The sequence below is a fragment of the Desulfuromonas sp. CSMB_57 genome (assembly GCF_020194955.2).
Classification (GTDB): Bacteria; Desulfobacterota; Desulfuromonadia; order Desulfuromonadales; family Syntrophotaleaceae; genus JAFCIY02.
On sequence record NZ_JAFCIY020000001.1, the window covers coordinates 37,837 to 57,611 of the forward strand.

Here is a 19,775-nt window from a genome sequence, read left to right on the forward strand (position 1 = left end):
GAACTCGTTGATCGTGAAAGGAGCGGAACATGAGAATGCTGGCCGAGTTTTTTCCGGAGTTTACCGAACTGCTGGACAAGATGGATGAGCTTTATACGCAGAAGCGCACCATCGATGAGAAAACCTATCAGTTCATCTGCTTCGCGGTTTCCATCAAGGCGCGTTCAAAGCCCTGCGTGCTGAAACACTTCAAAGGCGCGCTGGAGGCCGGCGCCACGGTCAAGGAACTGTCCTACATCTTCGCCCTGGTGATGCGCGAAGCGGCCGGGGCCGACGACTGCTGGACCCATTGGATTCTGGATGACTGGAAGGAAATCGTGGCCGGTAACGTCGATTGCGGGTGCCCGACCTAAACCCGCATAAGGCAGCACAGGAGGGAGGCGCTCTTAGGTGCGCCTCCCTTCAATGGCGTGCCATCTTTGTCCGTGGCAGACACGCCTGGTTCAGCTGCCCGTGAGGCATGGGCGGTTGCAATGCCTTGAGCAAGGTCCACAACGGGCGGGGAAAAATTCAGCATTGAATAAATTCAAAAATCCGGATATAAGGATGGGAGGGTGTTTTTGTTTTCGGCATGTTTTGTGTGGCTATTTTAGCCGCAACACCTGCGTCGACATGAAGACCGGGGCAAGGGATTTCGGCCCCCCGACCTTTTGGATAACCTTTTGAATGTGCGAGGTACCGTGAAAAGAGTGCTGTTTCTATGCACCGGCAACTCCTGCCGCAGCCAGATGGCCGAAGGCCTCATCAATGCTGATTTCGCAGGGAAAATCGAAGCCTTTTCAGCGGGGACGGAACCCCATGGCCTCAATCCCACCGCGGTGCAGGTGATGGCCGAACTCGGCATCGATATCAGCCGGCAGACTTCGGACCATATCAGCCGCTTCGATGGCCGGAATTTCGACTACGTCATCACCCTCTGCGGGGACGCCAACGAGAAATGTCCGCTGTTTTTCGGCGGCGTGAAACGGCTCCACATGGGCTTCGACGATCCGCCCAAGGCGCAAGGGACTCCCGAAGAAGTGCTGGATGTCTATCGCCGGGTGCGGGATGAAATTCGGGAGCAGTTGGGGGGCTTTTTCCAAAGAGAACTGTCGGGGCGCTGAAAAATCCGACCCCCTTTTCTGCGCAGATTGCAGACGCCAAGATATGAAAGAGGAAGCAATGAGCCATTCCGGTGACCCAAAACAGCGGACGCCGCAAGCAATTCTCCGAGACGTCATGAGCCTGTGTGCCGACTGCGATACCTGTCGCACCATGATGGAGGAGGATTGCGCGTTTTTCATCGAGCTATATCGGCTCTGGGACCAGGAGCAGGAGGAGAAAAAGCCCATCACCGAGGCACAGCTCCGGTACCTGGCCGAGCTCTGTACCCTCTGCGGTTTGTGTCCCTGCCCCAAAATTCCCATGGATGTGATGGAGGCGAAAAGCCGCTACATCGAGCAGGAGGGGATGCCCTTTGCGACCCGAATGCTCAATGATGTGCCGCGCATGGCCCGCCTGTGCGGCACCTTTCCCCGTCTGCTCAAAATCCTGCAGTCCAACAGCGTCCTGGGACCGCTGCTGCGCAAAGTCATGCGCATCCATCCCGATCGGGAACTGCCTTCCTTCCCCAAGGAAAACTTTTTCCAGTGGGCGGAGCAAAAGGGGCTGAATCGTCGCCCGGAAGGCAGCCCGCGGGTCACCTATTTCGCCGGCTGTACGGCCGGCTATCTGTTCCCGGAGGTGGCGCGCGGTGCGGTGGAGATTCTGCTGCACAACGGCATACCCGTCCATGTACCGCCGCAACAGTGTTGCGGCATGCCCTTTCTGGTGGAAGGGGACCGGGAGCGGACCCTGGAACTGGCCGGCGCCAACCTGAAACAGTTGCTCCAGGCAGCACACGCCGGGGACGACCTGGTTTATTCCTGTCCCACCTGCGGATTTTTTCTGAAGCGACTGCTGAGGGAGCGGGCCTATTATTCCGATGCCTATCAGCAATCCGTCGATGCCGCCGAGGGCGAACTGAAGGTTCCTGCCCCGGAAAAGGGCGAGAACCAGTTTTGGATTCTCAAAAAGAACATGTACCACCGAACCCTTCAGGACGACGGTTTTTTTTCCTCCATCGAACCCATGGACCGCATCCTGCTGTCCGATCGGCTTATGGATTTCGGGTTTTATCTCACACGCCTCCATGCCGTAGGGCGTCTGGCCACGGACTTCGTGCCCCTGCCCGAGCGCATGGTCTATTTTGCGCCCTGCCACCTACGGGAGCAGAAGATGGGCCGGCCTTATCTGGATTTGATGAAGTTGATTCCGGAGCTGCAGATCGACCCGGTCGGCGGCGAATACGACTGTTGCGGCATGGGCGGGGTGTTCGGCTACAAGGAGCATTTCCATCAGAAATCCCTGGACTTGGGAGGGCCGCTGATGACCAAGATCCGCGCGCGCAACCCGCAGGCCATCGTCACAGACTGCATCAGTTGCCGGCTGCAATTCAACCATTGCCTGCCCTATCCGGTGTTCCATCCTTTGGAAATTCTGGCGCGGGCCTATGGGTGTGAATCAACAGCAAGGCCCCATGAGCCGTCGCGGGCGGATTGACAAGGGCCCCGGGCGGAGAGAGAATTTTTGCAGGAAGGCTGCATTCGCCCGGGAGAAAAATCATGGCACGGCGTATCGAGTATCGCGTTCTAGGTCTGGATTGTTCGGAAGAGGTGGCGATTCTACGGCGGGAGGTGGGCGGCAAGCCGGGCATCATCGATCTGGAATTCGATGTGATCAACGGCCGCATGAGCGTGGAATTTGACCCCGATGCCATCTCCGCTCCGGAAATCGCCGCCGCGGTGAACGGCACCGGCATGAAAGCTTCCCCTTGGGAATTGCGTCATGCTCCCGCCGAGGGTCCTTTTTGGGAACGGCACGGCCGGTTGGTCATGACCAGCGCCAGCGGTGGGTTGCTACTGGCGGCGTTCATCACCCACTGGGTGCTGCACGGCAGCCTGCTGGATGCTTTTGCCGGCGTCCATCCCGGTGAGCACGTGTTGCCGCGACCGGTGGTTCTGCTGTATCTCGGGGCTGTGGTCTGCGGCGCCTGGTATGTGTTCCCCAAGGCTCTGCAGGCGGCCCGGCGCCTGCGGCCGGACATGAATTTTCTTATGATCGTGGCCGTCATCGGCGCCATTCTCATCGGTGAACTGTTCGAGGCGGCGACGGTATCCTTTCTGTTTGCCCTGTCCCTGCTGCTGGAACACTGGAGCGTCGAGCGGGCCCGCAATGCCATCGGCGCGCTCCTCGACCTGACCCCGCCCACGGCCCGCTATTTCTGCGGCGGCCATGGTGGCTACCACGAAAAGCCTGTGGCGGAAGTGCCTTTGGGCGCTATCGTCCAGGTTCGCCCCGGCGAGAAGATCCCCCTGGACGGAGAAATCGTCAAGGGTACCTCCGCCGTGAACCAGGCGCCCATTACCGGTGAGTCCATGCCGGTTTTCAAACAACCCGGCGATGAGGTCTATGCCGGGACCATCAACCAGGAAGGGGTACTGGAATTCCGCACTACCCGGGCTGCCAACGACACCACCCTGGCGCGCATCATTCACATGGTGGAAAGCGCACAGTCTCGACGCGCGCGCAGCCAGCAGTGGGTCGACCGTTTTTCCATCTACTATACACCGTCCATGATCGGCCTGGCCATCGCCACCACCCTGCTGCTGCCCCTGCTGACGGCGGCCAGCTGGTCGGAGGGAATCTATCGCGGCCTGGTTATCCTGGTCATCGCCTGTCCCTGTGCCCTGGTCATCTCCACGCCGGTGAGCATCGTTTCCGCCCTGACCGCTTCGGCCCGCAACGGAGTGCTCATCAAAGGCGGGCTGTACCTGGAAGCGGCCGGCCGGCTGCGGGTGCTGGCCATGGACAAGACCGGCACCCTTACCCAGGGTCAGCCGGAAGTCCAGGTCATGGTGCCCCTCAACGGCCATACCGAGGCGGAACTGTTGGCGCGCGCCGCAGCCTTGGAGGCCACCAGTGAGCATCCCTTGGCGCGGGCCATTCTGCGCAGGGCCCGGGAAGCGGGCCTCGAAGTGGTGCCGGCCGAGCATTTTCAGGCTCTGCCCGGCAAGGGCGGAGAGGGCAGCATCGATGGTCGCACCTTCTGGATCGGCAGCCACCGGCTGATGCACGAAAAGGGGCAGGAAACTCCGGAGATACATGCCCGGGCGGAACAATTGGAGGATGCCGGGCACACGGTCATCGCGCTGGGCAATGATCGGCATGTCTGCGGGCTGATCAGCATCGCCGATCGCCTGCGGGCGAATGTGCCGGAGATTCTGGCCAAAGTTCGTCAGGCCGGGGTCGGGCAGGTGGTCATGCTGACCGGCGACAATGAGGGGACGGCGCGGGCCATTGCCGCGCAAGCCGGGGTCGATGAGTATCGCTGCGAATTGCTGCCCGAAGACAAGGTGGAAGCTATCGGCCGCCTGGTGCGCGAGCACCAGCACGTGGCCATGGTCGGCGACGGCGTCAATGATGCTCCGGCCATGGCCGCCGCGACCTTCGGCATCGCCATGGGCGCCATGGGCACCGATGCCGCCCTGGAAACGGCCGATGTCGCCCTCATGGCCGACGATCTCGGCAAGTTGCCATGGCTGATTAGGCATTCCCACCGGACGCTGCGAAACATCCAGCAGAACATCGGTTTTGCCCTCGGCCTCAAACTGCTGTTCATCATCCTGACCATGTTCGGTCTGGCGACCCTGTGGATGGCCATTGCCGCCGACACCGGGGTAACCTTGCTGGTGGTGTTCAACAGCCTGCGCCTGCTGAATATTTCGGGAGCCGATTGAGAGGGGGGCGAAGAGTCAGCTTTCCTGGGGATGGGCTTTCCATTCAATCTTTTTGCTGGAGACCATCATTTTGCAGCAGTTGCAGAAAAATCCCTGGGCGCATTTGGCGCAAAACTCGAGTTGTTCGCCGCACACCGGGCAGCAGGGTTCCATGTCAAGTTCGTCGTAATGCCTGTGCTCATCGTCACTTTGACAGGTAAATCTGGGGCCCTCCGGGGTTAATTCCTTGACCATCTCCCGACCGCAATCGCGGCAAATTCGTCGCAGCATGGTTTTTACCAGGTTCTGAAGGGACCGGTGTCGATGTGGACGAAGCCGGAGGACGGATAAAAGCCGACCCCGCCGGCGCGATGAGCGATGGCGGCACGGCGCAACTGCGCCAGTTGTACTCCTGGCAGGCGGATGTCGACGGCCTGGCCGGTGAGGTGAAAGCTGCGCTTGGCCACTCCCCGTGACTGATTGCGCAATTCGCTGTTGCTGGCCGGGGAGCGGTAGCCGGAGATGATTTCGAAGGGGCCGGCATGATCCATGGCCCGGCCCAGTTCGAAAAGCTGATCGTACAGTTTGGGATCGATGGTCCGGATTTCTCCGTTGCGATGATCGCGCAACAGGACATCGATTTCCCGCAGGGCCTCCGGCAGGTACTGGCCTTCGGCAAAGTAGGTCACCTTTTCGAGGCTTTCTCCGGTGTGGGTATTGCGGAGGGATATGCTCCGCGTCGCGGAGGAGGATGCATTGATGGCGGCGCGGACCGGAAAGGGCACCAGCAGTCCGCAGGCCAGGGTCATGCCCAGTTTCAAAAAAGAACGACGGTCAAGATTGCAATGCGAAAGACCGCCGCCAGTCGATTTGGTATCCATCTGGCTGAAGCGTCTCCATGGAAGTTGTCGGTTGGTCCGGCCCTGTCGGGGCCGGGGGGCTCGCTCGGCAAGTTCGTCGTGCAGGATAGCAAATCAGGAACCGATTCCCAAGCATTTTTACCTTAAATTCATATAACAATGTTCTGGGGTATCAAACAAGGGCTCGACGCCCTCATGGCGATGGGGGCGGGAGGGATGTTGCCAGACTCCGGGTTCATGTCGCAACCGGTTGCCGTCGGCACGCTTTGATGCCTTTTTGCACGATTAAATTTTCCCCCTTTCGCTCCCTTTTCGACCACTTACAAGTTGACATAAACCGTCAGTCTGATTATCGTCGGACTGTTCTTTCGCATCGGCCATTGGAATGCTTCGGGGAGTCAGGTCATGAAGATTCAGGGCAAGATTACCGCCATGGGGGTGGCGCTGGTACTGCTGACCGCAACGGCCATCGTCGGCATCACCCGGTTTCAGGAAAAGCGCATCGGCAATCGCATCAGCGAGATCGTTCAAGATCAGGCGCGCCAGGAAGCCGGCAAGGTGGCCCGCAACGTTCACCTGATGTGCGAAGTGATGCGGGAGTCGGTGCTGGAAACGGTGTCCCACAACCTGTTGGTGGCCGAGGAATTGCTGCAGCAGAAGGGCGGCCTCCGCATCGGCAGTGAACCGGTAACCTGGCAGGCAATAAATCAGTTTACCCAGGAAGCCGTGTCCGTCACCCTGCCGAAAATGCTGGTAGGCAACCAATGGCTGGGCCAGAACGAGTCCGCCGAGCAGCCGACGCCGCTGGTCGATCAGGTCAAGAGCCTGGTGGGCGGCACCGCCACGGTTTTCCAGCGCATGAACGAACAGGGCGATATGCTGCGGGTGGCCACCAACGTGTTGCAGGAAGACGGCAGCCGGGCCATCGGCACCTTCATCCCCCATACCCTTCCGGATGGTACCACCAACGAAGTCATCGCCGCCGTGTTGCGCGGCGAAACCTATTTCGGCCGCGCCTATGTCGTCAATACCTGGTATATCACCGCCTATCAGCCCCTCTGGGACCAGCAGCGTCAGCGGGTGGTCGGCGTGCTGTATTTCGGCGAGAAACAGGAAAACGTCCCCAGCCTGCGTCAAGGCATCCGCACCATGGCGGTCGGCCAGACCGGCGAGGTGTTCGTGGTCGGCGGCACCGGAGCCCAGCAGGGCCGCATCCAGGTCAGCCGCAATCCGGCCCTGCGCGGTGAAAGCCTGTGGGAAAAACAGGACAGCATCGACGGTCGCAAGATAATCCAGGATATCATTGCCAAGGGGCGCAAGCTGAAGACGGAGAGCGAGACTTCCATACCCGTCGATTTCGAGCGTTTTACGGCCCCCCGCATCGGCGAGGATGACCCGCGGCCGGTTATCGCGGCCATCACCTATTATGAACCCTGGGACTGGGTTATTGTCGCTGCCTTCAACGAGGAAGATTTGATCCATGCCCGGCAGTCCGTGGCCAGCGGTCTGATCTTCATCGTCCGTTCGGTGGTCGCCGTTGCGGTGGTGGTTCTGTTGCTGGCCGTGGTGCTGGGCCTGGTGCTGGCCCGCAATATCCGCGAACCGCTGAAACAGACCACGGATATGATCCTCAGTTTGCAGAAGGGCCGTTTCGATAAGCGCCTGAACCTCAACCGGCACGACGAGATTGGCGAAATGGCCGGGGCGGTGGACTCTTTCGCCGATAACCTGCAGGAGGAGATCCAGACCGCTTTCGAAAAACTGGCCCAGGGCGATTTTACCTTTCAGGCCAAGGGCTTGTTGTCCAAACCTCTGGCCAAGGCCAATCTGGCCCTCAATGATTTGGTGCAGGAAATTCAGGGGATCGCCGACCAGGTCGCCCTGGTCAGTGCCGAACAGTCGGCCGGAGAGCCGGTCTCGGAAGGCTCTGCCGAGCCGAGCCGGGCGGAACGGGCCCTGAAAGTAGCCTCCGCCCTGGAAGGCGAACCGGTTGCGGTGGCCGAGGCCGGCGAGGGTTCGCCCAGCGCCGCCGATATGAGCGCGTCGGCGGAAAGCATTTCGCAATTGATCAAGGTCATCGATGAGATTGCTTTCCAGACCAACCTGCTGACTCTGAGTGCCGCGGCCGAAGCGGCCAGAACCGGCCAGGAAAGCAGAAGTTTTGCCGTGGTGGCGGAAGAGGTGCGCAGCCTGGCGGCGCGGAGTGCCCGCACTGCCAAGGAAACGGCGGAACTCATCGAAGGGGCGACGGGGGCCGGCAGTCCCGACAAGATTGCGGACCAGACCGCGACAGCTCTGCGCAATATCGTGGCCGGCATCGGCAAGGTCACGGATTTGGCCACGGAAATTGCCGTGGCCAGCAAGAGCCGTAGCGGCGTTGCGGAGTCGGCCAACCATCAACAGCGGGCCGATGCGGCGGCCAGCGCCGAAGCCGCCCAGAGTTTGTCCCGGCACGCCCAGCGGTTGCGACAGCTGCTGTCGACCTTCAAAGGCTACCAGCAGGACAATCTGGCGGCGTGGACGGAACTGCAGGCGCGGCTGCTGTCCACCGGCGTGCAGAAAAAGCCCAAGGGTTCGGCCGAGGTGAAAAAGCCCGGGGAGAAAGACAAGAACGGGATGGGTTCGTCGGATCTGGATTCCTGACACTTTTCCATACAGGGGTGGCATAGTATGAACGTAAAGGGCAAAATCGGCTTCATCGGCGGCGGCAACATGGGCGAGGCCTTGATCAAGGGGCTCATCAAGGGCGGTTGCGCGGCCCGGGACATCCTGGTGGCGGAGCCCGATACCGATCGCCGGGCATTGCTGACCGAGCGCTACGGGGTAGGGGTCCGTGCCGAGAATGAAGGGGTGGCGCGGGATTGCACCCTCATCGTACTGGCCATCAAGCCGCAGATTGTGCCCGTGGTGCTGCCGGGTATCGCCGGCGCTTTTCGGGATGACGCCCTGCTCGTGTCCATTGTCGCCGGGGTGACCAGCCGTGCCCTGGAAGGCTATTTCAGCGGTTCGCCCCATGTGGTGCGGGTCATGCCCAATACCCCGGCCCTGGTCGGAGCCGGGGCGGCGGCCCTTTGCCCCGGCCGTTTCGCCACTTCTGATGATCTGGACGCAGCCCTGGAACTGTTCAAGGGTGTGGGGGTTGCGCATATCGTCAGTGAAAGCCAGATGGATGCGGTGACCGGCCTTTCCGGTTCGGGGCCGGCCTATGTCTACACGGTGATCGAAGCGTTGGCCGCCGGCGGCGTGCTGGAAGGACTGCCCATGGACAAGGCCCTGGCCCTGGCGACCCAGACGGTCCTCGGTGCCGCCCGTCTGGTCCAGGAAAGCGGCGAGCATCCGGCCTTGCTGCGGGATCGCGTCTGCTCGCCCGGCGGCACCACCATCGCGGCCGTCAAGGTGCTGGAGGAGCAGGGTCTGCGCTCGGCCTTGATCAATGCCGTTGCCGGTGCTGCAAGGCGCTCCCGGGAATTGGGCAAGGAATAACCGCGACCCAATCAGCCTTCATTCTTCAGCCTTTTTTTCTCTTCAAATTCCCGGTTGACCTGTTCATAGCGGGCGATCTGCTCGGCCATGGACAGCTTGCGGCGGCAGGGGTGGCTGTGTCGCAGGCAGGCGGCGCAGCGGCTGTCGGGGCACCACTGGCAGAAACTGCAGTCCGGGCAGGGATGCTTTTTTTCCATGGTGTCTCCAGGCCGCTACGGTTGATGGATGAAATGGTTTACGCGGGGCGGTCGGGCGGAAACAGGCGCAGCAGGTCCGCGGGCTGTTCGGCGCGGAAGTCCCACGGGGCATCGTCGGCGCGGCCGAAGCCGTAGGCGCAGAAACAGGTACGGATGCCGGCTGCCCGCCCGGCGTTCAGGTCCGTATGGTGGTCCCCAAACAGTACCGCCCGTTCCGGGTCCGCCTGCAATTCACGCAGGGCCTGGAAGATCGGGGCCGGATCGGGCTTTTTGGGGAGGCCGGAATCGCCGCCGACCAGGCAGCTCAAAAAGGGCAGCAGGCCCAATTCAAACAGCAGAACCCCGGCCAGGTCCGCCGGTTTGTTGGTGACCACGGCCATTTTTTTGCCTTGGTGGGCCATCAGGAAATCGGCGATTTCCGGATAGACCCGGGTCTGGTCCAACAGGTGGGCGCGGTAGTGATAAATAAAACGGTCCAGGCGGTCGGGCGAGAACTGATCATCCGGCAGGGCCCGGCGTACCAGCATGGTGGCTCCGTCCCCGACCATGCCGCGCACCGCGTCGATGCTGAGAGGGTCCAGAGACAGCTCCCTGCGCAGCAGGTTGACCGCTGTGGCCAGATCGGCGGCGGAATCGATCAAGGTACCGTCCAAGTCGAACAGAAAGACGTCCAGGGGCATGACGCGCTCCTTAAAATAAACCGGCCAAGTAGGAAAACAGGCCGGTTTCGGCGATCTTGTTAATAAGAATAGCAGATACCGCCAGGGGAGCCAGGTAGCGCAACAGGGTATGCCAAACCGGGTAGACCCAGCCCTCGCCGCCGGCCAGCAATTCTTCCTTCTCTTCCTTTCCGCTCCAGAACCACCCCACATACACCGCCGTCAGCAACCCGGCGATGGGCAGCAGGTAGTTGGAGGCCAGCAGGTCGATGGAGTCGAATATGCCGAGGCCGCCGAACAGGGTCACCCCGCCGAGGAGGTTGTCCGACAGGGCCGAGGGAATTCCGGCCAGGAAGGCCAGCAAGGCGAGGGCGCAGGTCGCCTGGCGGCGTCCCCAGCCCCGTTCATCGATGAGATAGGCGACTTGGGCTTCCAACAGAGAAATGGCACTGGTCAGGGCGGCAAAGGCCAGCAGCAGGAAAAATAGCAGCGCCAGCAGGTTGCCGAAGGGCAGGGTGGCGAACACCACCGGAATGGTTTTGAAGATCAGTCCGGGACCGGCGGCCGGTTCCAGGCCTGCGGAAAACACGATGGGAAAGATGGCCAAGCCGGCGATGAGGGCGATGGCCGTATCCAGCACGCCGACCCGCAGGCTGGCGCCGAGAAGATTCTCCCGGCGCTCCAGATAGGAGCCGTAGGTGATCATGGCCGCCATGCCCAGGGACAGGGTGAAAAAAGCATGGCCGAGGGCTTCCAGAATGGCGCCGGGCGTCAGTTTGTGAAAATCGGGGCGGAACATGAAGTCGACCGCCTGCCTGGCTCCGGGGCTGAGCATGCCATTGACGAACAGCAACAGCAACAGAATCGCCAGCACCGGCATGAGGATTTTGCTCCAGCGTTCGATGCCGCGCTGGACCCCGCCGATAACGATGCCGAGGCACAGGCCGAGGAAGACCAGGTGCAGGAGTATCTGGCGTCGGCCGTCGGCGATAAGGCTTGCGAACAGGCTTTCCACCGCTGTCGGAGACTGCCCGGCGAAGGCTCCCTGGATGGAGCGCAGCACATAATCCAGGGTCCAACCGGCCACCACCGAATAGTAGGAGAGGATGACGAAGGCGGCGATGACGCTGGTCCAGCCGGCCAGCTGCCAGGGGGAACGGCGGCCGGCCAGGCTGATGAAGGCGCCCACCGCGTCGCGCCGGGTGTGGCGGCCGATCATCAGTTCCGCCATCATGATGGGCAGGCCGACCAGGGTGATGCAGACCAGGTACACCAGCACAAAGGCGCCGCCGCCGTTGTTGCCGGTGATGTAGGGAAATTTCCAGATGTTGCCGAGACCGACGGCGCTGCCGGCGGCGGCCAGGATGAATCCCAGCCGCGAGGCCCACAGTGCACGGGGTTGGGATTCCTGCATAACGGCTCCCTTTAGGTGCGCTCGCCGAAAATGGCCGAGCCGACCCGCACCAGGGTGGCGCCTTCTTCGATGGCGACCTCGAAATCGTGGCTCATGCCCATGGACAGTTCGGCCATGGTCACTCCCGGGATGCGCAGGGCATCGACGGCGGTGGCCAATTCACTCAGGCGGCGAAAATAGGGGCGCACCTCCTCCGGATCGTCGAGATAGGGCGGCAGGGCCATCAGTCCGCGGATGCGCAATCGCGGCAGGGCGGCCGCCGCCCGCACCAAGGCTTCGAGTTCGGCCTCTTCGGTGCCGGCTTTAGTGGTTTCCATGCCCAGATTGAGCTGGATGAGAATGTCCGCCACGGCATCGATCCTGGCCCATTGGCGGTCGATTTCCCGGGCCAGGGAAAGCCGGTCGACGGAATGGATCAGCTGCACCTTGCCGGGCAGATATTTCACCTTGTTGGTCTGCAGCGCACCGATGAAGTGCCATTCGACGGGAGACTTGATAGCTTCCCGTTTGTCGATAAACTCCTGGACGTAATTTTCCCCGAACAGGTTCTGTCCGGCGGCGGCCGCCTCCTCGATAAGGGCGGCCGGCTTGGTTTTGGAAACCGCCACCAACCGTACCGCGGCCGGGTTGCGTCCCGCCCGGTGGCAGGCCGCATTCATGCACTCCCGTATCTGCTGCAAATTGGCTTGAATGCTCATGATGGCTCCCAGGGCAATCAGGCGGAACAGTTGTCGTTCGTCGTGACCTGCCTCGATGCGTCGAAGAGTTGATGGGCGCCGAGTTCTTCCAGGGCGGCGATGATCTCGCACAGGGGCAGGCCGACGACATTGGTATAACTGCCTTCGATGGCCGGGATCATGAAGGCCCCCAGGCCCTGGATGGCATAGGCACCGGCCTTGTCGAAGGGTTCACCGCTGGCAATGTAACCCTGGATCTCCTGCTCTGTCAACGCCTTGAACCGGACCGTGGTGCTGACCGCCGCCTCGATGTGCCGGCCGGTTTGGCGATCCAGCACCGCATAGCCGGACAACACCTGGTGACTGCGGCCGGACAGGGACCGCAGCATGGCTGCCGCCTCGGCGGCATCGGCGGGTTTGCCGAGAATGGTGCCATCCCGCACCACCACGGTGTCGCTGCCGATGAACCAGCGCCCCGCCACCCCCGACTGTTCGGCCACCTCGCGGGCTTTGGCGAGGCTCAGCCGCCGCACATGCTGGTCCGCCGTTTCCCCGGGCCGTTCATCCTCCGGAACATGACTGACCACGGTGGTGAAGGGGATGCCGACGGACGCCAGCAGTTGCCGGCGGCGGGGCGAAGCGGAAGCCAGCACGATGCCCTGGGGATGCTCTGCGTTGAAAGGCCCGGTCATGATGGTGCTCCCTGATCGGCGTCCCCATGCTCCGGCAATACCTGAAGTCGCCAGGGCTCGAGATCAGCAAGGGCCCGCTCCGCCATGGCGAGGCGCCGCTCGGTACGTTTGCGGCGTCGATCCTCCAGGGGCGGGAAGAGGCCGTAGTTGACGTTCATGGGCTGGAAATTTTCCGGCTCCGCATCGGCCAGGTGCCCCAGCAGGGCGCCGAGGGCGGTGGTCGCAGGAGGCAGGAGCGGTTCTTTGCCGCGCCGCAGTGCGGCCGCGAACAGGCCGGCCAGCAGGCCGGTGGCGGCCGATTCGACATAGCCTTCGACGCCGGTGATCTGGCCGGCGAAGAACAGTCTTGGATCGCTTTTCAGCTGCAGACTCCGGTTCAGACAGGTTGGCGCGTTGATGAAGGTGTTGCGGTGCATGCTGCCGAGGCGGGCGAAACGCGCCGCCTGCAGGCCGGGAATGGAGCGCAGAAGGCGCCGTTGTTCCGGATAGGTCAGCTTGGTCTGGAAGCCGACCATGTTGAACAGGGTCGCATGGCGGTCGTCCTGCCGCAGTTGGACCACGGCGAAGGGATCGCGCCCGGTGCGGGGATCGGGCAGGCCGACCGGTTTCATGGGACCAAAGGCCAGGGTCATGTCGCCGCGGTCGGCCATTTCCTCGATGGGCATGCAGCCTTCGAAATGGATCAGTTTTTCAAAGGGGCGCCCCGGCACCCGCTCGGCGCTTTTCAGGGCGGTGACGAAGGCCAGGTATTCTTCCCGGGTCAGAGGACAGTTGACGTAATCATCCCCGCCGCGCCCGTAGCGAGACGCCCGCCAGGCGATGCTGAAATCGATGGAATCGGCCTCGACGATGGGCGCGATGGCATCGTAGAAGTACAGCTGTTCCCGGCCCGTCAGAGCCGCGATGGGTTCGGACAAAGCCGGCGAGGTCAGCGGCCCCGAAGCGATGATGACGGTTTCCGCAGAGGGGATGGCGGTGACTTCCTGACGACGCAGTTCGATCAGTGGGTGGTTCTCGATGTGTTCGGTGATGTAACCGGCAAAGGCCTCCCGATCCACGGCCAGAGCGCCGCCGGCCGGCACCGCCGTGGCGTCGGCGGCGGCCATGAACAGGCTGCCGCAGCGACGCAGTTCCTCCTTCAGGCAGCCGACGGCGTTGTTCATGCCGGTGCCCCGCAGGCTGTTGGAACAGACCAGTTCCGCCAGGTGCGGCGATTGATGGGCCGGTGAATAATGTTGCGGTTTCATTTCGTAAAGAACCACCGACTGCCCCTGACGAGCGGCCTGCCAGGCGGCTTCGCAGCCGGCCAGCCCGCCACCGATGATGAGCAAAGCGGAAGATGGTGTGGTAGTGGACATGATGGGTCGGAGCCTCTTGTCGGATCATGCCGGCTGTCATGCGCAAACGACCGGGCCGGGCGGCCCGGTCGTCGAAGGGACGCCGGCGGGTGTCGATGAAGGATTACTTCTTTTTGGAGGAAGGGCCCTTTTCGGCCGCCGATTTTTTCGCGGCCGGTTTTTTCGGCGCGGCTTTTGGCTCGGGCGCAACCAGGACTTCGCTCCAGTCGCAGTTTTCCTGGGGGCATTTGCGAAAGGTGCCCTGGCGCTTGGTGGTTTTTTCCACTACCAGGGGAAAGCCGCACTTGGGACAGGGCTCGGCAATGGGCTGATCCCAGAGGGCATATTTGCATTTCGGATAACGATTGCAGGAGTAGAACAGCTTGCCGTAGCGACTCTTCTTCTCCATCAGTTCGCCCTCTTTGCATTCCGGGCAGGTGATGCCCAGGGCCTTGGGCTTGACCAGGGGTTGGATATTCTTGCATTCCGGGTAGGCGGAGCAGGCCAGAAATTTGCCGTAGCGGCCCTGTTTGACCAGCATGGGGGCGCCACACTTGTCGCAGGTCTGGTCGGAGACCTCCGGTTCTTCCTTTTCCGCTCCATTCAAGGGTTCCGTATAGCGGCAGTCCGGAAAGCCGGAACAGGCCAGGAAGCGCCCCGAACGCCCCAGTTTGATGACCAGCGGCTTGCTGCACTCGGGGCAGGTGCGATCGGTTTTTTCCGTGGTCACATCCTGCTTGGAGACCTGCTTTTCTTTTTCCTTCAGCAGAGCGATGAACGGTTCCCAGAATTCCTTCAGCACCGGTCGCCATTGCATCTCGCCGCGCGAAATGGCATCCAGTTCCTCTTCCATCTGCGCGGTGAACTGGTAGTCGACATATTTTTCAAAATGGTTGACCAGCAGATCGCTGACCACCATGCCGACGTCCTCGGGAAAAAAGACCCGTTTTTCCAACCGCACGTATTTGCGCATGGTCAGGGTGTTGATGATGGAGGCATAGGTGGAAGGCCGGCCGATGCCGTTTTCTTCCAGGGTTTTGACCAGGCTGGCCTCCGTAAAGCGCGGTGGCGGCTGGGTAAAATGCTGGGCCGGCAACAGTTTCCGGCATTCGACCGGTTCCCCTTCGGCCAGGGCCGGCAGAGTGCCTTCCGCCTCTTCCTCTTCGTTGACGGTATCCGAATCCTCGATGTAGAGTTTCATGAATCCGGGAAACCGTACCACCTGGCCGGAGGCGCGGAAGGTATAGCGCTCCGCCGCCGTCAGGTCGACGGTGGTGGCGTCGAGGATGGCGGAGGCCATCTGCGAGGCCATGGTCCGCTGCCAGATGAGACGATAGAGCCGGTACTGGTCGGAGGAGAGGTGGCCCTTGATCTGCTCCGGGATATGGCCGAGGCTGGTCGGGCGAATCGCCTCATGGGCTTCCTGGGCGTTCTTTGCCCGGTTCTTGAAGGCCCGGGGTTGTTTCAGTGCGTATTCCTTGCCGAACAACTTGACGATGAGGTCATGGGCTTCGCCGGTGGCCACCTGGGACAGGGCGACCGAATCGGTACGCATATAGGTGATGAGACCTTCCGGACCCTGGCCGATGTCGATGCCCTCGTAAAGTTTCTGAGCCACGCTCATGGTTTTGCGGGCTGAAAAACCGAGTTTTCGGCTGGCTTCCTGTTGCAGGGTGCTGGTCGTGAAGGGGGCGGCCGGATTGCGTTTCTTTTCCGTCTGCTTGAGGCGCGTGACGGCAAAGGGCGCGGTACCGACGGCATTGACCACCTGTCGGGCATCCGCTTCGTTGGCCAGGGCGAACTTGTCCAGGGTTTTGCCGTCCAGGGCGTGCAGGCGGGCTTGAAAGGCCGCGCCGTGGGCGGTTGTGAGGTCGGCATCGATGGTCCAGTATTCCCGGGCCTCGAAGGCATTGATTTCTTTTTCCCGCTCGCAGATGAGCCGCAGGGCGACGGATTGCACGCGTCCGGCGGACAGGCCGTAACGGATCTTTTTCCAGAGAAAGGGCGACAGGTTGAAACCCACCAGATAATCGAGCACCGAGCGGGCCTGCTGGGCGTCGACCAAGTCCCGGGCGATACGGCCCGGCGCGGCAATCGCTTCCTGGATGGCGCCCTTGGTGATCTCGTGAAAGGTGACCCGCTTGACCTGGGGTTTTTTGCTGCTTTCGGGGATTTCCAGTGCTTCCAGCAGATGCCAGGCGATGGCCTCGCCTTCACGATCGGGGTCGGTGGCCAGAATCAATTCCTGGCTGCCGGCCGCTTCCTTTTTCAGGGCGGCGATATGCTTCTTGCTTTCCGGCAGAACATGGTAGATGGGTTCAAAGTCATGCTCCACGTCCACGGAACCCTGTTTGCTCGGCAGGGCCCGCACATGGCCGTAGGAAGCCAGCACCTTGTAGCCGGGGCCGAGGAATTTCTCTATGGTTTTCGCCTTGGCAGGAGATTCGACAATAACCAGGGATCTTGCCATGCGCGCCTCGAAGTCGGATTAAATTACCGGGCCGGCCTTGTCCAGCGGCCCGCTGGAAACGGCAAAGGCTGCAGGTATCATCCGCAGCCTTTAATGCGCTTCCCTCAGTGATAAAGTCGGGCCCAATCGTCTTCCATGAAGCAGTCGACTTCCCGCAGCCAAGTGCTGTGGGAGTGGGAGAAGAGGGTCAGGGCGGTCAGGGTTTTCATCTCCCCCAGGCTGACCTCGTCGTCGGCCATGTTCAGGGCCTTGTCGATGATCTCCTCCTGGACCTCGTCGTCGATGATGCCCATTTCCCGGATTCTGACCAGGAAGCCACGTGCCTCCCGGGACAGGGCCAGGCATTCGTCGGTGGTGAAGATCCGCTGGCTGGGCACGACCAGAGGGGTATTTGGTGACTGATTGTTGGGTTGCAGGGACAAACTCTCCATCCAGTTGAAGGCAGCGTCGATCTCTTCGGCATCGAAACCGACGGCCAGAAGTTCCTCGACCAGATCGCTGCTGGCCGGCAGTTGTCCATCCTCCATGACGTAGTGGGCAATCAGGCTGACAATGGCCAGGACACGTTCCTTACGCGGGTTGCCGGTCATAAACCTCCGTTATTCAAAGGTTCTGCTTGCGGACAAAGTACATGCCGGGGAGTTGTTGTACGGCGCCGGCAAGTTCTAAGTGGAGTAAAATAGCCGAAAGGTCCATGGGTGTCAAGGCGCATTTCCTGGCCAGTTGGTCGATGTGTAGCGGTTCCGGGCCGAGTTTGTCATAAACGGTTCGTTCCGGTTCCGGCAGAGGCTCGATGGAGCAGGGTGCCCGATGCGGTTTTGGGGCCAGGGGTAGGTGGGGCCGCAATACGGCCAGGATATCCTCGGCGCCGGTGACCAGATGGGCACCGTCCTTGAGCAGGCGATTGACGCCCTGACTGCCTTCCGTGTGCACGGCACCGGGAACGGCAAACACTTCCCGTCCTTGGTCGAGGGCGAATTCGGCGGTAATCAGGGAGCCGCTGCGTTGGGCGGCCTCGACCACCAAAACGCCCCGGCAGAGTCCGCTGATGATGCGATTGCGCCCCGGAAAGTGGCCTTTTAAGGGTTGCGTGCCGGGTGGATATTCCGAAAGGATACCGCCCTGTTCATGGAGACGTTGAAACAAGCGGGCATTTTCCGGAGGGTAGATGTGATCGATGCCGCAACCCAGCACCGCCACCGTATCGCCGCCGCCATCCAGGGCGCCTGCATGGGCGGCGCTGTCGATGCCGCGCGCCAGGCCGCTGACGATGACAAGCCCCCGTTCCGCCAGGCTACGGCTGATCTCACCGGCCAGGAGCAGCCCCTGGGGGGAGGCTCGGCGCGCTCCGACCACGGCCAGCGCTTCACCTTCCGGCAGGCGGCCGCGCAGGTAAAGCAGGGCGGGTGGGTCGAAGATGGTGCCCAACAAGGCGGGATAGCGGTCATCATGCCAACGGGAAAGGATGCGCACCCCCAGCTTGACGAGCCGATCACGGGTCCGCAGAAAGTCGGGATCATCCGGTGCCGGAAGCCCTGCCGCCGCGGCCGGGCCGATTCGGGCCCGTTCCCGCCAGGCGGTGGGGCCGGCGGCCAGCACCGCATCCACATGGCCGAAGGCCTCCAGCAGACGGCCGATGCCGACCCGGCCCAGCCCCGGGGTGAGATGCAGACGCAGCCAGGATTGCTCAGTGGGGGTCATGAGGTAACAGCACGCATAAAAAAAACCGGCGGCGCTGCCGAGCTGGCAGTCGGCGGCCGCCGGTTCCATTCTGTTATTGTGTTCAGTCCATGACCGTCGTCACGTGATCCCCCACGTAAATCGGACCGATACTTTTCAGCACCAGCACCGCTGAGGTGCTGTCGTGGGTGGAAAGGACCACGCCGGCGCCGAGAAGTTCGTCGGGCAATGCCAGGCGATGTCCCGGAAGGCTTTGGTGGGTCCCCTTGCGAGGCCGGTACAGATAGAGCATGTTGCCCGGTTCCAGGCCTTCACGCTGCCCCAGGTCGACATACACCACATCGAACTGGCTTAGAGCGATCTTTTCCCGCTCGCCGTCGACGATGACCCCGGCCAGGGCCTGTTGTGGTTTTTTCAGAGTGATGGTCTGCGGACCGGGGGGCAGGGGGATGAGGCGTGCGCCGCGGCGGATTTCCATGTTGGCTTCGCGAATGACGGCAGTGGCAACGGGCGGTTTGACGGCGGTGATTTCGGTATTGCCCAGATAGCTGATCCGGTGCCCCAGGAATTGACCGGTCACCGGATGTTTGACCTTGCGGCCGATCTCCACCAGGGCCAGTTTCGCGCCGGGTTGCAGTTGTTCGGCGTCGTGCATATGGACGAAGATGCGGGAATTGTCCGTCAGCATGATGCGGTCGTCTTCCGCATCCACCAGGGTTCCGGCCGCGGCCAACTCCTCAATGCTGACGAATCCTTCGGTGCCGCGGCGGGCCTTGACGGTAACGGCTTCTTCCCGGGTGGGAAGTTGGGTTTGCTCCACGGCCGCCACCGGCTTGGCGGCGGCTTCCTCTCCTGGCAGAATGATCAAGCGTCCGTCGCGAATGGCCACCCTCTGACCAGGATAGATCAGGTGGGGATTGGTAACGGCCGGATTGTTGGCCCAAAGGCTGGGCCAATAGTGGGGATCCTTGATGAAACGTTGGGAGATGCTCCACAGGGTATCTCCCTTTTTAATGGTATAAACCTGGTCGGGAGCGGCCGCAAGCAGGGCCGCTGGCCACAAGAGCAGGCTGACCAGGGTCAGGGCTTTTCCGAGCTTTTTCATGTACGGTCTCCCTCTTCCAGTGACAGTCGGGGTCATGCCCCGAGGCAGGGTGACGGGCCGCGGCCGGCCACCGGGACAGTAACGTTTTCTGACGCGATCGCCAAATCGGGGACCGCCGGGTACAGTCACGAACAAGCATTCTCCGGGCCAATTATCCAGGCCTGGGAAAAAGGCTGCCGCAAGGGGAAAGAGAACGCCACAAGGCCCTTCCTGGTCGGATGGGCAACCCTTCCGATTTCCGACAGGTTGCGATTTCCCCGTTTTCGGTGACTATTTACGCCACTGATCATCAAACACGAGTCCGTTTCGAGCTGTGGCTTGGCTGCTCGCCTGCCCGGGGGACACTCCATTGCAACTAAAAATTTGCTAAAAAACCTATTCGCTTTTATCTTTCTTGTCAAGTGG

At 61.7% G+C, this 19,775-nt stretch carries 18 protein-coding genes; 6 read left to right on the plus strand and 12 right to left on the minus strand.

Going from position 1 to position 19,775, the window contains the following annotated elements:
- The first annotated feature begins 29 nt into the window (after window positions 1-29).
- The 4 genes from JQN68_RS00155 to JQN68_RS00170 all read left to right on the plus strand — a co-directional run bounded on the left by JQN68_RS00155 (window position 30) and on the right by JQN68_RS00170 (window position 4,817).
- Complete coding sequence (locus tag JQN68_RS00155) at window positions 30-353, plus strand: carboxymuconolactone decarboxylase family protein (RefSeq protein WP_225071117.1); 324 nt, start codon at window positions 30-32, stop codon at window positions 351-353.
- Window positions 354-689: 336 nt separating this feature from the next.
- Window positions 690-1,103 carry an arsenate reductase ArsC gene (locus tag JQN68_RS00160; protein ID WP_249620969.1) on the plus strand — a complete coding sequence of 138 codons (414 nt, stop codon included), beginning with the start codon at window positions 690-692 and terminating at the stop codon, window positions 1,101-1,103.
- A gap of 115 nt (window positions 1,104-1,218) precedes the next feature.
- Window positions 1,219-2,580 carry a heterodisulfide reductase-related iron-sulfur binding cluster gene (locus JQN68_RS00165; RefSeq protein WP_225071119.1) on the plus strand — a complete coding sequence of 454 codons (1,362 nt, stop codon included), beginning with the start codon at window positions 1,219-1,221 and terminating at the stop codon, window positions 2,578-2,580.
- A 62-nt stretch (window positions 2,581-2,642) separates the two neighbouring features.
- Window positions 2,643-4,817 carry a heavy metal translocating P-type ATPase gene (locus JQN68_RS00170; protein WP_225071120.1) on the plus strand — a complete coding sequence of 725 codons (2,175 nt, stop codon included), beginning with the start codon at window positions 2,643-2,645 and terminating at the stop codon, window positions 4,815-4,817.
- 15 nt (window positions 4,818-4,832) lie between these two features.
- Here the strand turns inward: JQN68_RS00170 and JQN68_RS00175 are convergent, their stop codons facing one another.
- Entirely contained in the window at window positions 4,833-5,087 is a 255-nt protein-coding gene (locus tag JQN68_RS00175) for a YfgJ family double zinc ribbon protein (RefSeq protein ID WP_225071121.1), read from the minus strand.
- A gap of 5 nt (window positions 5,088-5,092) precedes the next feature.
- Entirely contained in the window at window positions 5,093-5,677 is a 585-nt protein-coding gene (gene mepK / locus JQN68_RS00180) for a peptidoglycan L,D-endopeptidase MepK (RefSeq protein WP_225071122.1), read from the minus strand.
- 384 nt (window positions 5,678-6,061) lie between these two features.
- On the opposite strand from mepK, the gene JQN68_RS00185 reads away from it, so the two are divergent.
- Both JQN68_RS00185 and proC read left to right on the plus strand, forming a co-directional pair.
- Window positions 6,062-8,299, plus strand: a complete 2,238-nt coding sequence (locus JQN68_RS00185) for a methyl-accepting chemotaxis protein (RefSeq protein ID WP_225071123.1) — start codon at window positions 6,062-6,064, stop codon at window positions 8,297-8,299.
- A 27-nt stretch (window positions 8,300-8,326) separates the two neighbouring features.
- Window positions 8,327-9,139, plus strand: a complete 813-nt coding sequence (gene proC / locus JQN68_RS00190) for a pyrroline-5-carboxylate reductase (protein ID WP_225071124.1) — start codon at window positions 8,327-8,329, stop codon at window positions 9,137-9,139.
- Between the two features lie 11 nt (window positions 9,140-9,150).
- Here the strand turns inward: proC and JQN68_RS00195 are convergent, their stop codons facing one another.
- The 10 genes from JQN68_RS00195 to JQN68_RS00240 form a co-directional block, all read right to left on the minus strand.
- Window positions 9,151-9,336 (minus strand): hypothetical protein, encoded by a 186-nt coding sequence (locus JQN68_RS00195; protein ID WP_225071125.1) that lies wholly within the window; start codon window positions 9,334-9,336, stop codon window positions 9,151-9,153.
- A 38-nt stretch (window positions 9,337-9,374) separates the two neighbouring features.
- Window positions 9,375-10,016 (minus strand): HAD family hydrolase, encoded by a 642-nt coding sequence (locus JQN68_RS00200; protein WP_225071126.1) that lies wholly within the window; start codon window positions 10,014-10,016, stop codon window positions 9,375-9,377.
- A 10-nt stretch (window positions 10,017-10,026) separates the two neighbouring features.
- On the minus strand, window positions 10,027-11,409 hold the full coding sequence (locus JQN68_RS00205) for a sodium-dependent transporter (protein ID WP_225071127.1): 1,383 nt from the start codon (window positions 11,407-11,409) through the stop codon (window positions 10,027-10,029).
- 11 nt (window positions 11,410-11,420) lie between these two features.
- On the minus strand, window positions 11,421-12,107 hold the full coding sequence (locus JQN68_RS00210) for a YggS family pyridoxal phosphate-dependent enzyme (protein WP_225071128.1): 687 nt from the start codon (window positions 12,105-12,107) through the stop codon (window positions 11,421-11,423).
- A 17-nt stretch (window positions 12,108-12,124) separates the two neighbouring features.
- The gene (locus JQN68_RS00215; protein ID WP_225071129.1) at window positions 12,125-12,778 is read right to left on the minus strand and encodes a Maf family protein; all 654 of its coding nucleotides are present in this window, start codon (window positions 12,776-12,778) and stop codon (window positions 12,125-12,127) included.
- Window positions 12,775-14,136 carry a methylenetetrahydrofolate--tRNA-(uracil(54)-C(5))-methyltransferase (FADH(2)-oxidizing) TrmFO gene (gene trmFO / locus JQN68_RS00220; protein ID WP_225071130.1) on the minus strand — a complete coding sequence of 454 codons (1,362 nt, stop codon included), beginning with the start codon at window positions 14,134-14,136 and terminating at the stop codon, window positions 12,775-12,777. The genes JQN68_RS00215 and trmFO overlap by 4 nt, the downstream gene beginning before the upstream one ends.
- 103 nt (window positions 14,137-14,239) lie before the next feature.
- Entirely contained in the window at window positions 14,240-16,585 is a 2,346-nt protein-coding gene (gene topA / locus JQN68_RS00225) for a type I DNA topoisomerase (RefSeq protein ID WP_225071131.1), read from the minus strand.
- Between the two features lie 104 nt (window positions 16,586-16,689).
- Window positions 16,690-17,175, minus strand: a complete 486-nt coding sequence (locus JQN68_RS00230) for a Smg family protein (RefSeq protein ID WP_225071132.1) — start codon at window positions 17,173-17,175, stop codon at window positions 16,690-16,692.
- A gap of 13 nt (window positions 17,176-17,188) precedes the next feature.
- Complete coding sequence (dprA, locus tag JQN68_RS00235) at window positions 17,189-18,355, minus strand: DNA-processing protein DprA (protein WP_225071133.1); 1,167 nt, start codon at window positions 18,353-18,355, stop codon at window positions 17,189-17,191.
- Between the two features lie 13 nt (window positions 18,356-18,368).
- A complete protein-coding gene (locus JQN68_RS00240; protein WP_225071134.1) occupies window positions 18,369-19,370 on the minus strand; it encodes a LysM peptidoglycan-binding domain-containing protein in 1,002 nt (333 codons plus the stop codon).
- Window positions 19,371-19,775 lie beyond the last annotated feature (405 nt).

What these genes read in the sequence shown, in the direction of transcription:
- JQN68_RS00230 (WP_225071132.1), bottom strand. Translation starts at nt 17,175, where the DNA reads ATGACCGGCAACCCGCGTAAGGAACGTGTCCTGGCCATTGTCAGCCTG.
- JQN68_RS00155 (WP_225071117.1), top strand. Translation starts at nt 30, where the DNA reads ATGAGAATGCTGGCCGAGTTTTTTCCGGAGTTTACCGAACTGCTGGAC.
- proC (WP_225071124.1), top strand. Translation starts at nt 8,327, where the DNA reads ATGAACGTAAAGGGCAAAATCGGCTTCATCGGCGGCGGCAACATGGGC.
- topA (WP_225071131.1), bottom strand. Translation starts at nt 16,585, where the DNA reads ATGGCAAGATCCCTGGTTATTGTCGAATCTCCTGCCAAGGCGAAAACC.
- JQN68_RS00175 (WP_225071121.1), bottom strand. Translation starts at nt 5,087, where the DNA reads ATGCTGCGACGAATTTGCCGCGATTGCGGTCGGGAGATGGTCAAGGAA.
- JQN68_RS00200 (WP_225071126.1), bottom strand. Translation starts at nt 10,016, where the DNA reads ATGCCCCTGGACGTCTTTCTGTTCGACTTGGACGGTACCTTGATCGAT.
- JQN68_RS00210 (WP_225071128.1), bottom strand. Translation starts at nt 12,107, where the DNA reads ATGAGCATTCAAGCCAATTTGCAGCAGATACGGGAGTGCATGAATGCG.
- dprA (WP_225071133.1), bottom strand. Translation starts at nt 18,355, where the DNA reads ATGGAACCGGCGGCCGCCGACTGCCAGCTCGGCAGCGCCGCCGGTTTT.
- JQN68_RS00215 (WP_225071129.1), bottom strand. Translation starts at nt 12,778, where the DNA reads ATGACCGGGCCTTTCAACGCAGAGCATCCCCAGGGCATCGTGCTGGCT.
- JQN68_RS00240 (WP_225071134.1), bottom strand. Translation starts at nt 19,370, where the DNA reads ATGAAAAAGCTCGGAAAAGCCCTGACCCTGGTCAGCCTGCTCTTGTGG.
- trmFO (WP_225071130.1), bottom strand. Translation starts at nt 14,136, where the DNA reads ATGTCCACTACCACACCATCTTCCGCTTTGCTCATCATCGGTGGCGGG.
- JQN68_RS00185 (WP_225071123.1), top strand. Translation starts at nt 6,062, where the DNA reads ATGAAGATTCAGGGCAAGATTACCGCCATGGGGGTGGCGCTGGTACTG.
- JQN68_RS00165 (WP_225071119.1), top strand. Translation starts at nt 1,219, where the DNA reads ATGAGCCTGTGTGCCGACTGCGATACCTGTCGCACCATGATGGAGGAG.
- mepK (WP_225071122.1), bottom strand. Translation starts at nt 5,677, where the DNA reads ATGGATACCAAATCGACTGGCGGCGGTCTTTCGCATTGCAATCTTGAC.
- JQN68_RS00195 (WP_225071125.1), bottom strand. Translation starts at nt 9,336, where the DNA reads ATGGAAAAAAAGCATCCCTGCCCGGACTGCAGTTTCTGCCAGTGGTGC.
- JQN68_RS00170 (WP_225071120.1), top strand. Translation starts at nt 2,643, where the DNA reads ATGGCACGGCGTATCGAGTATCGCGTTCTAGGTCTGGATTGTTCGGAA.
- JQN68_RS00205 (WP_225071127.1), bottom strand. Translation starts at nt 11,409, where the DNA reads ATGCAGGAATCCCAACCCCGTGCACTGTGGGCCTCGCGGCTGGGATTC.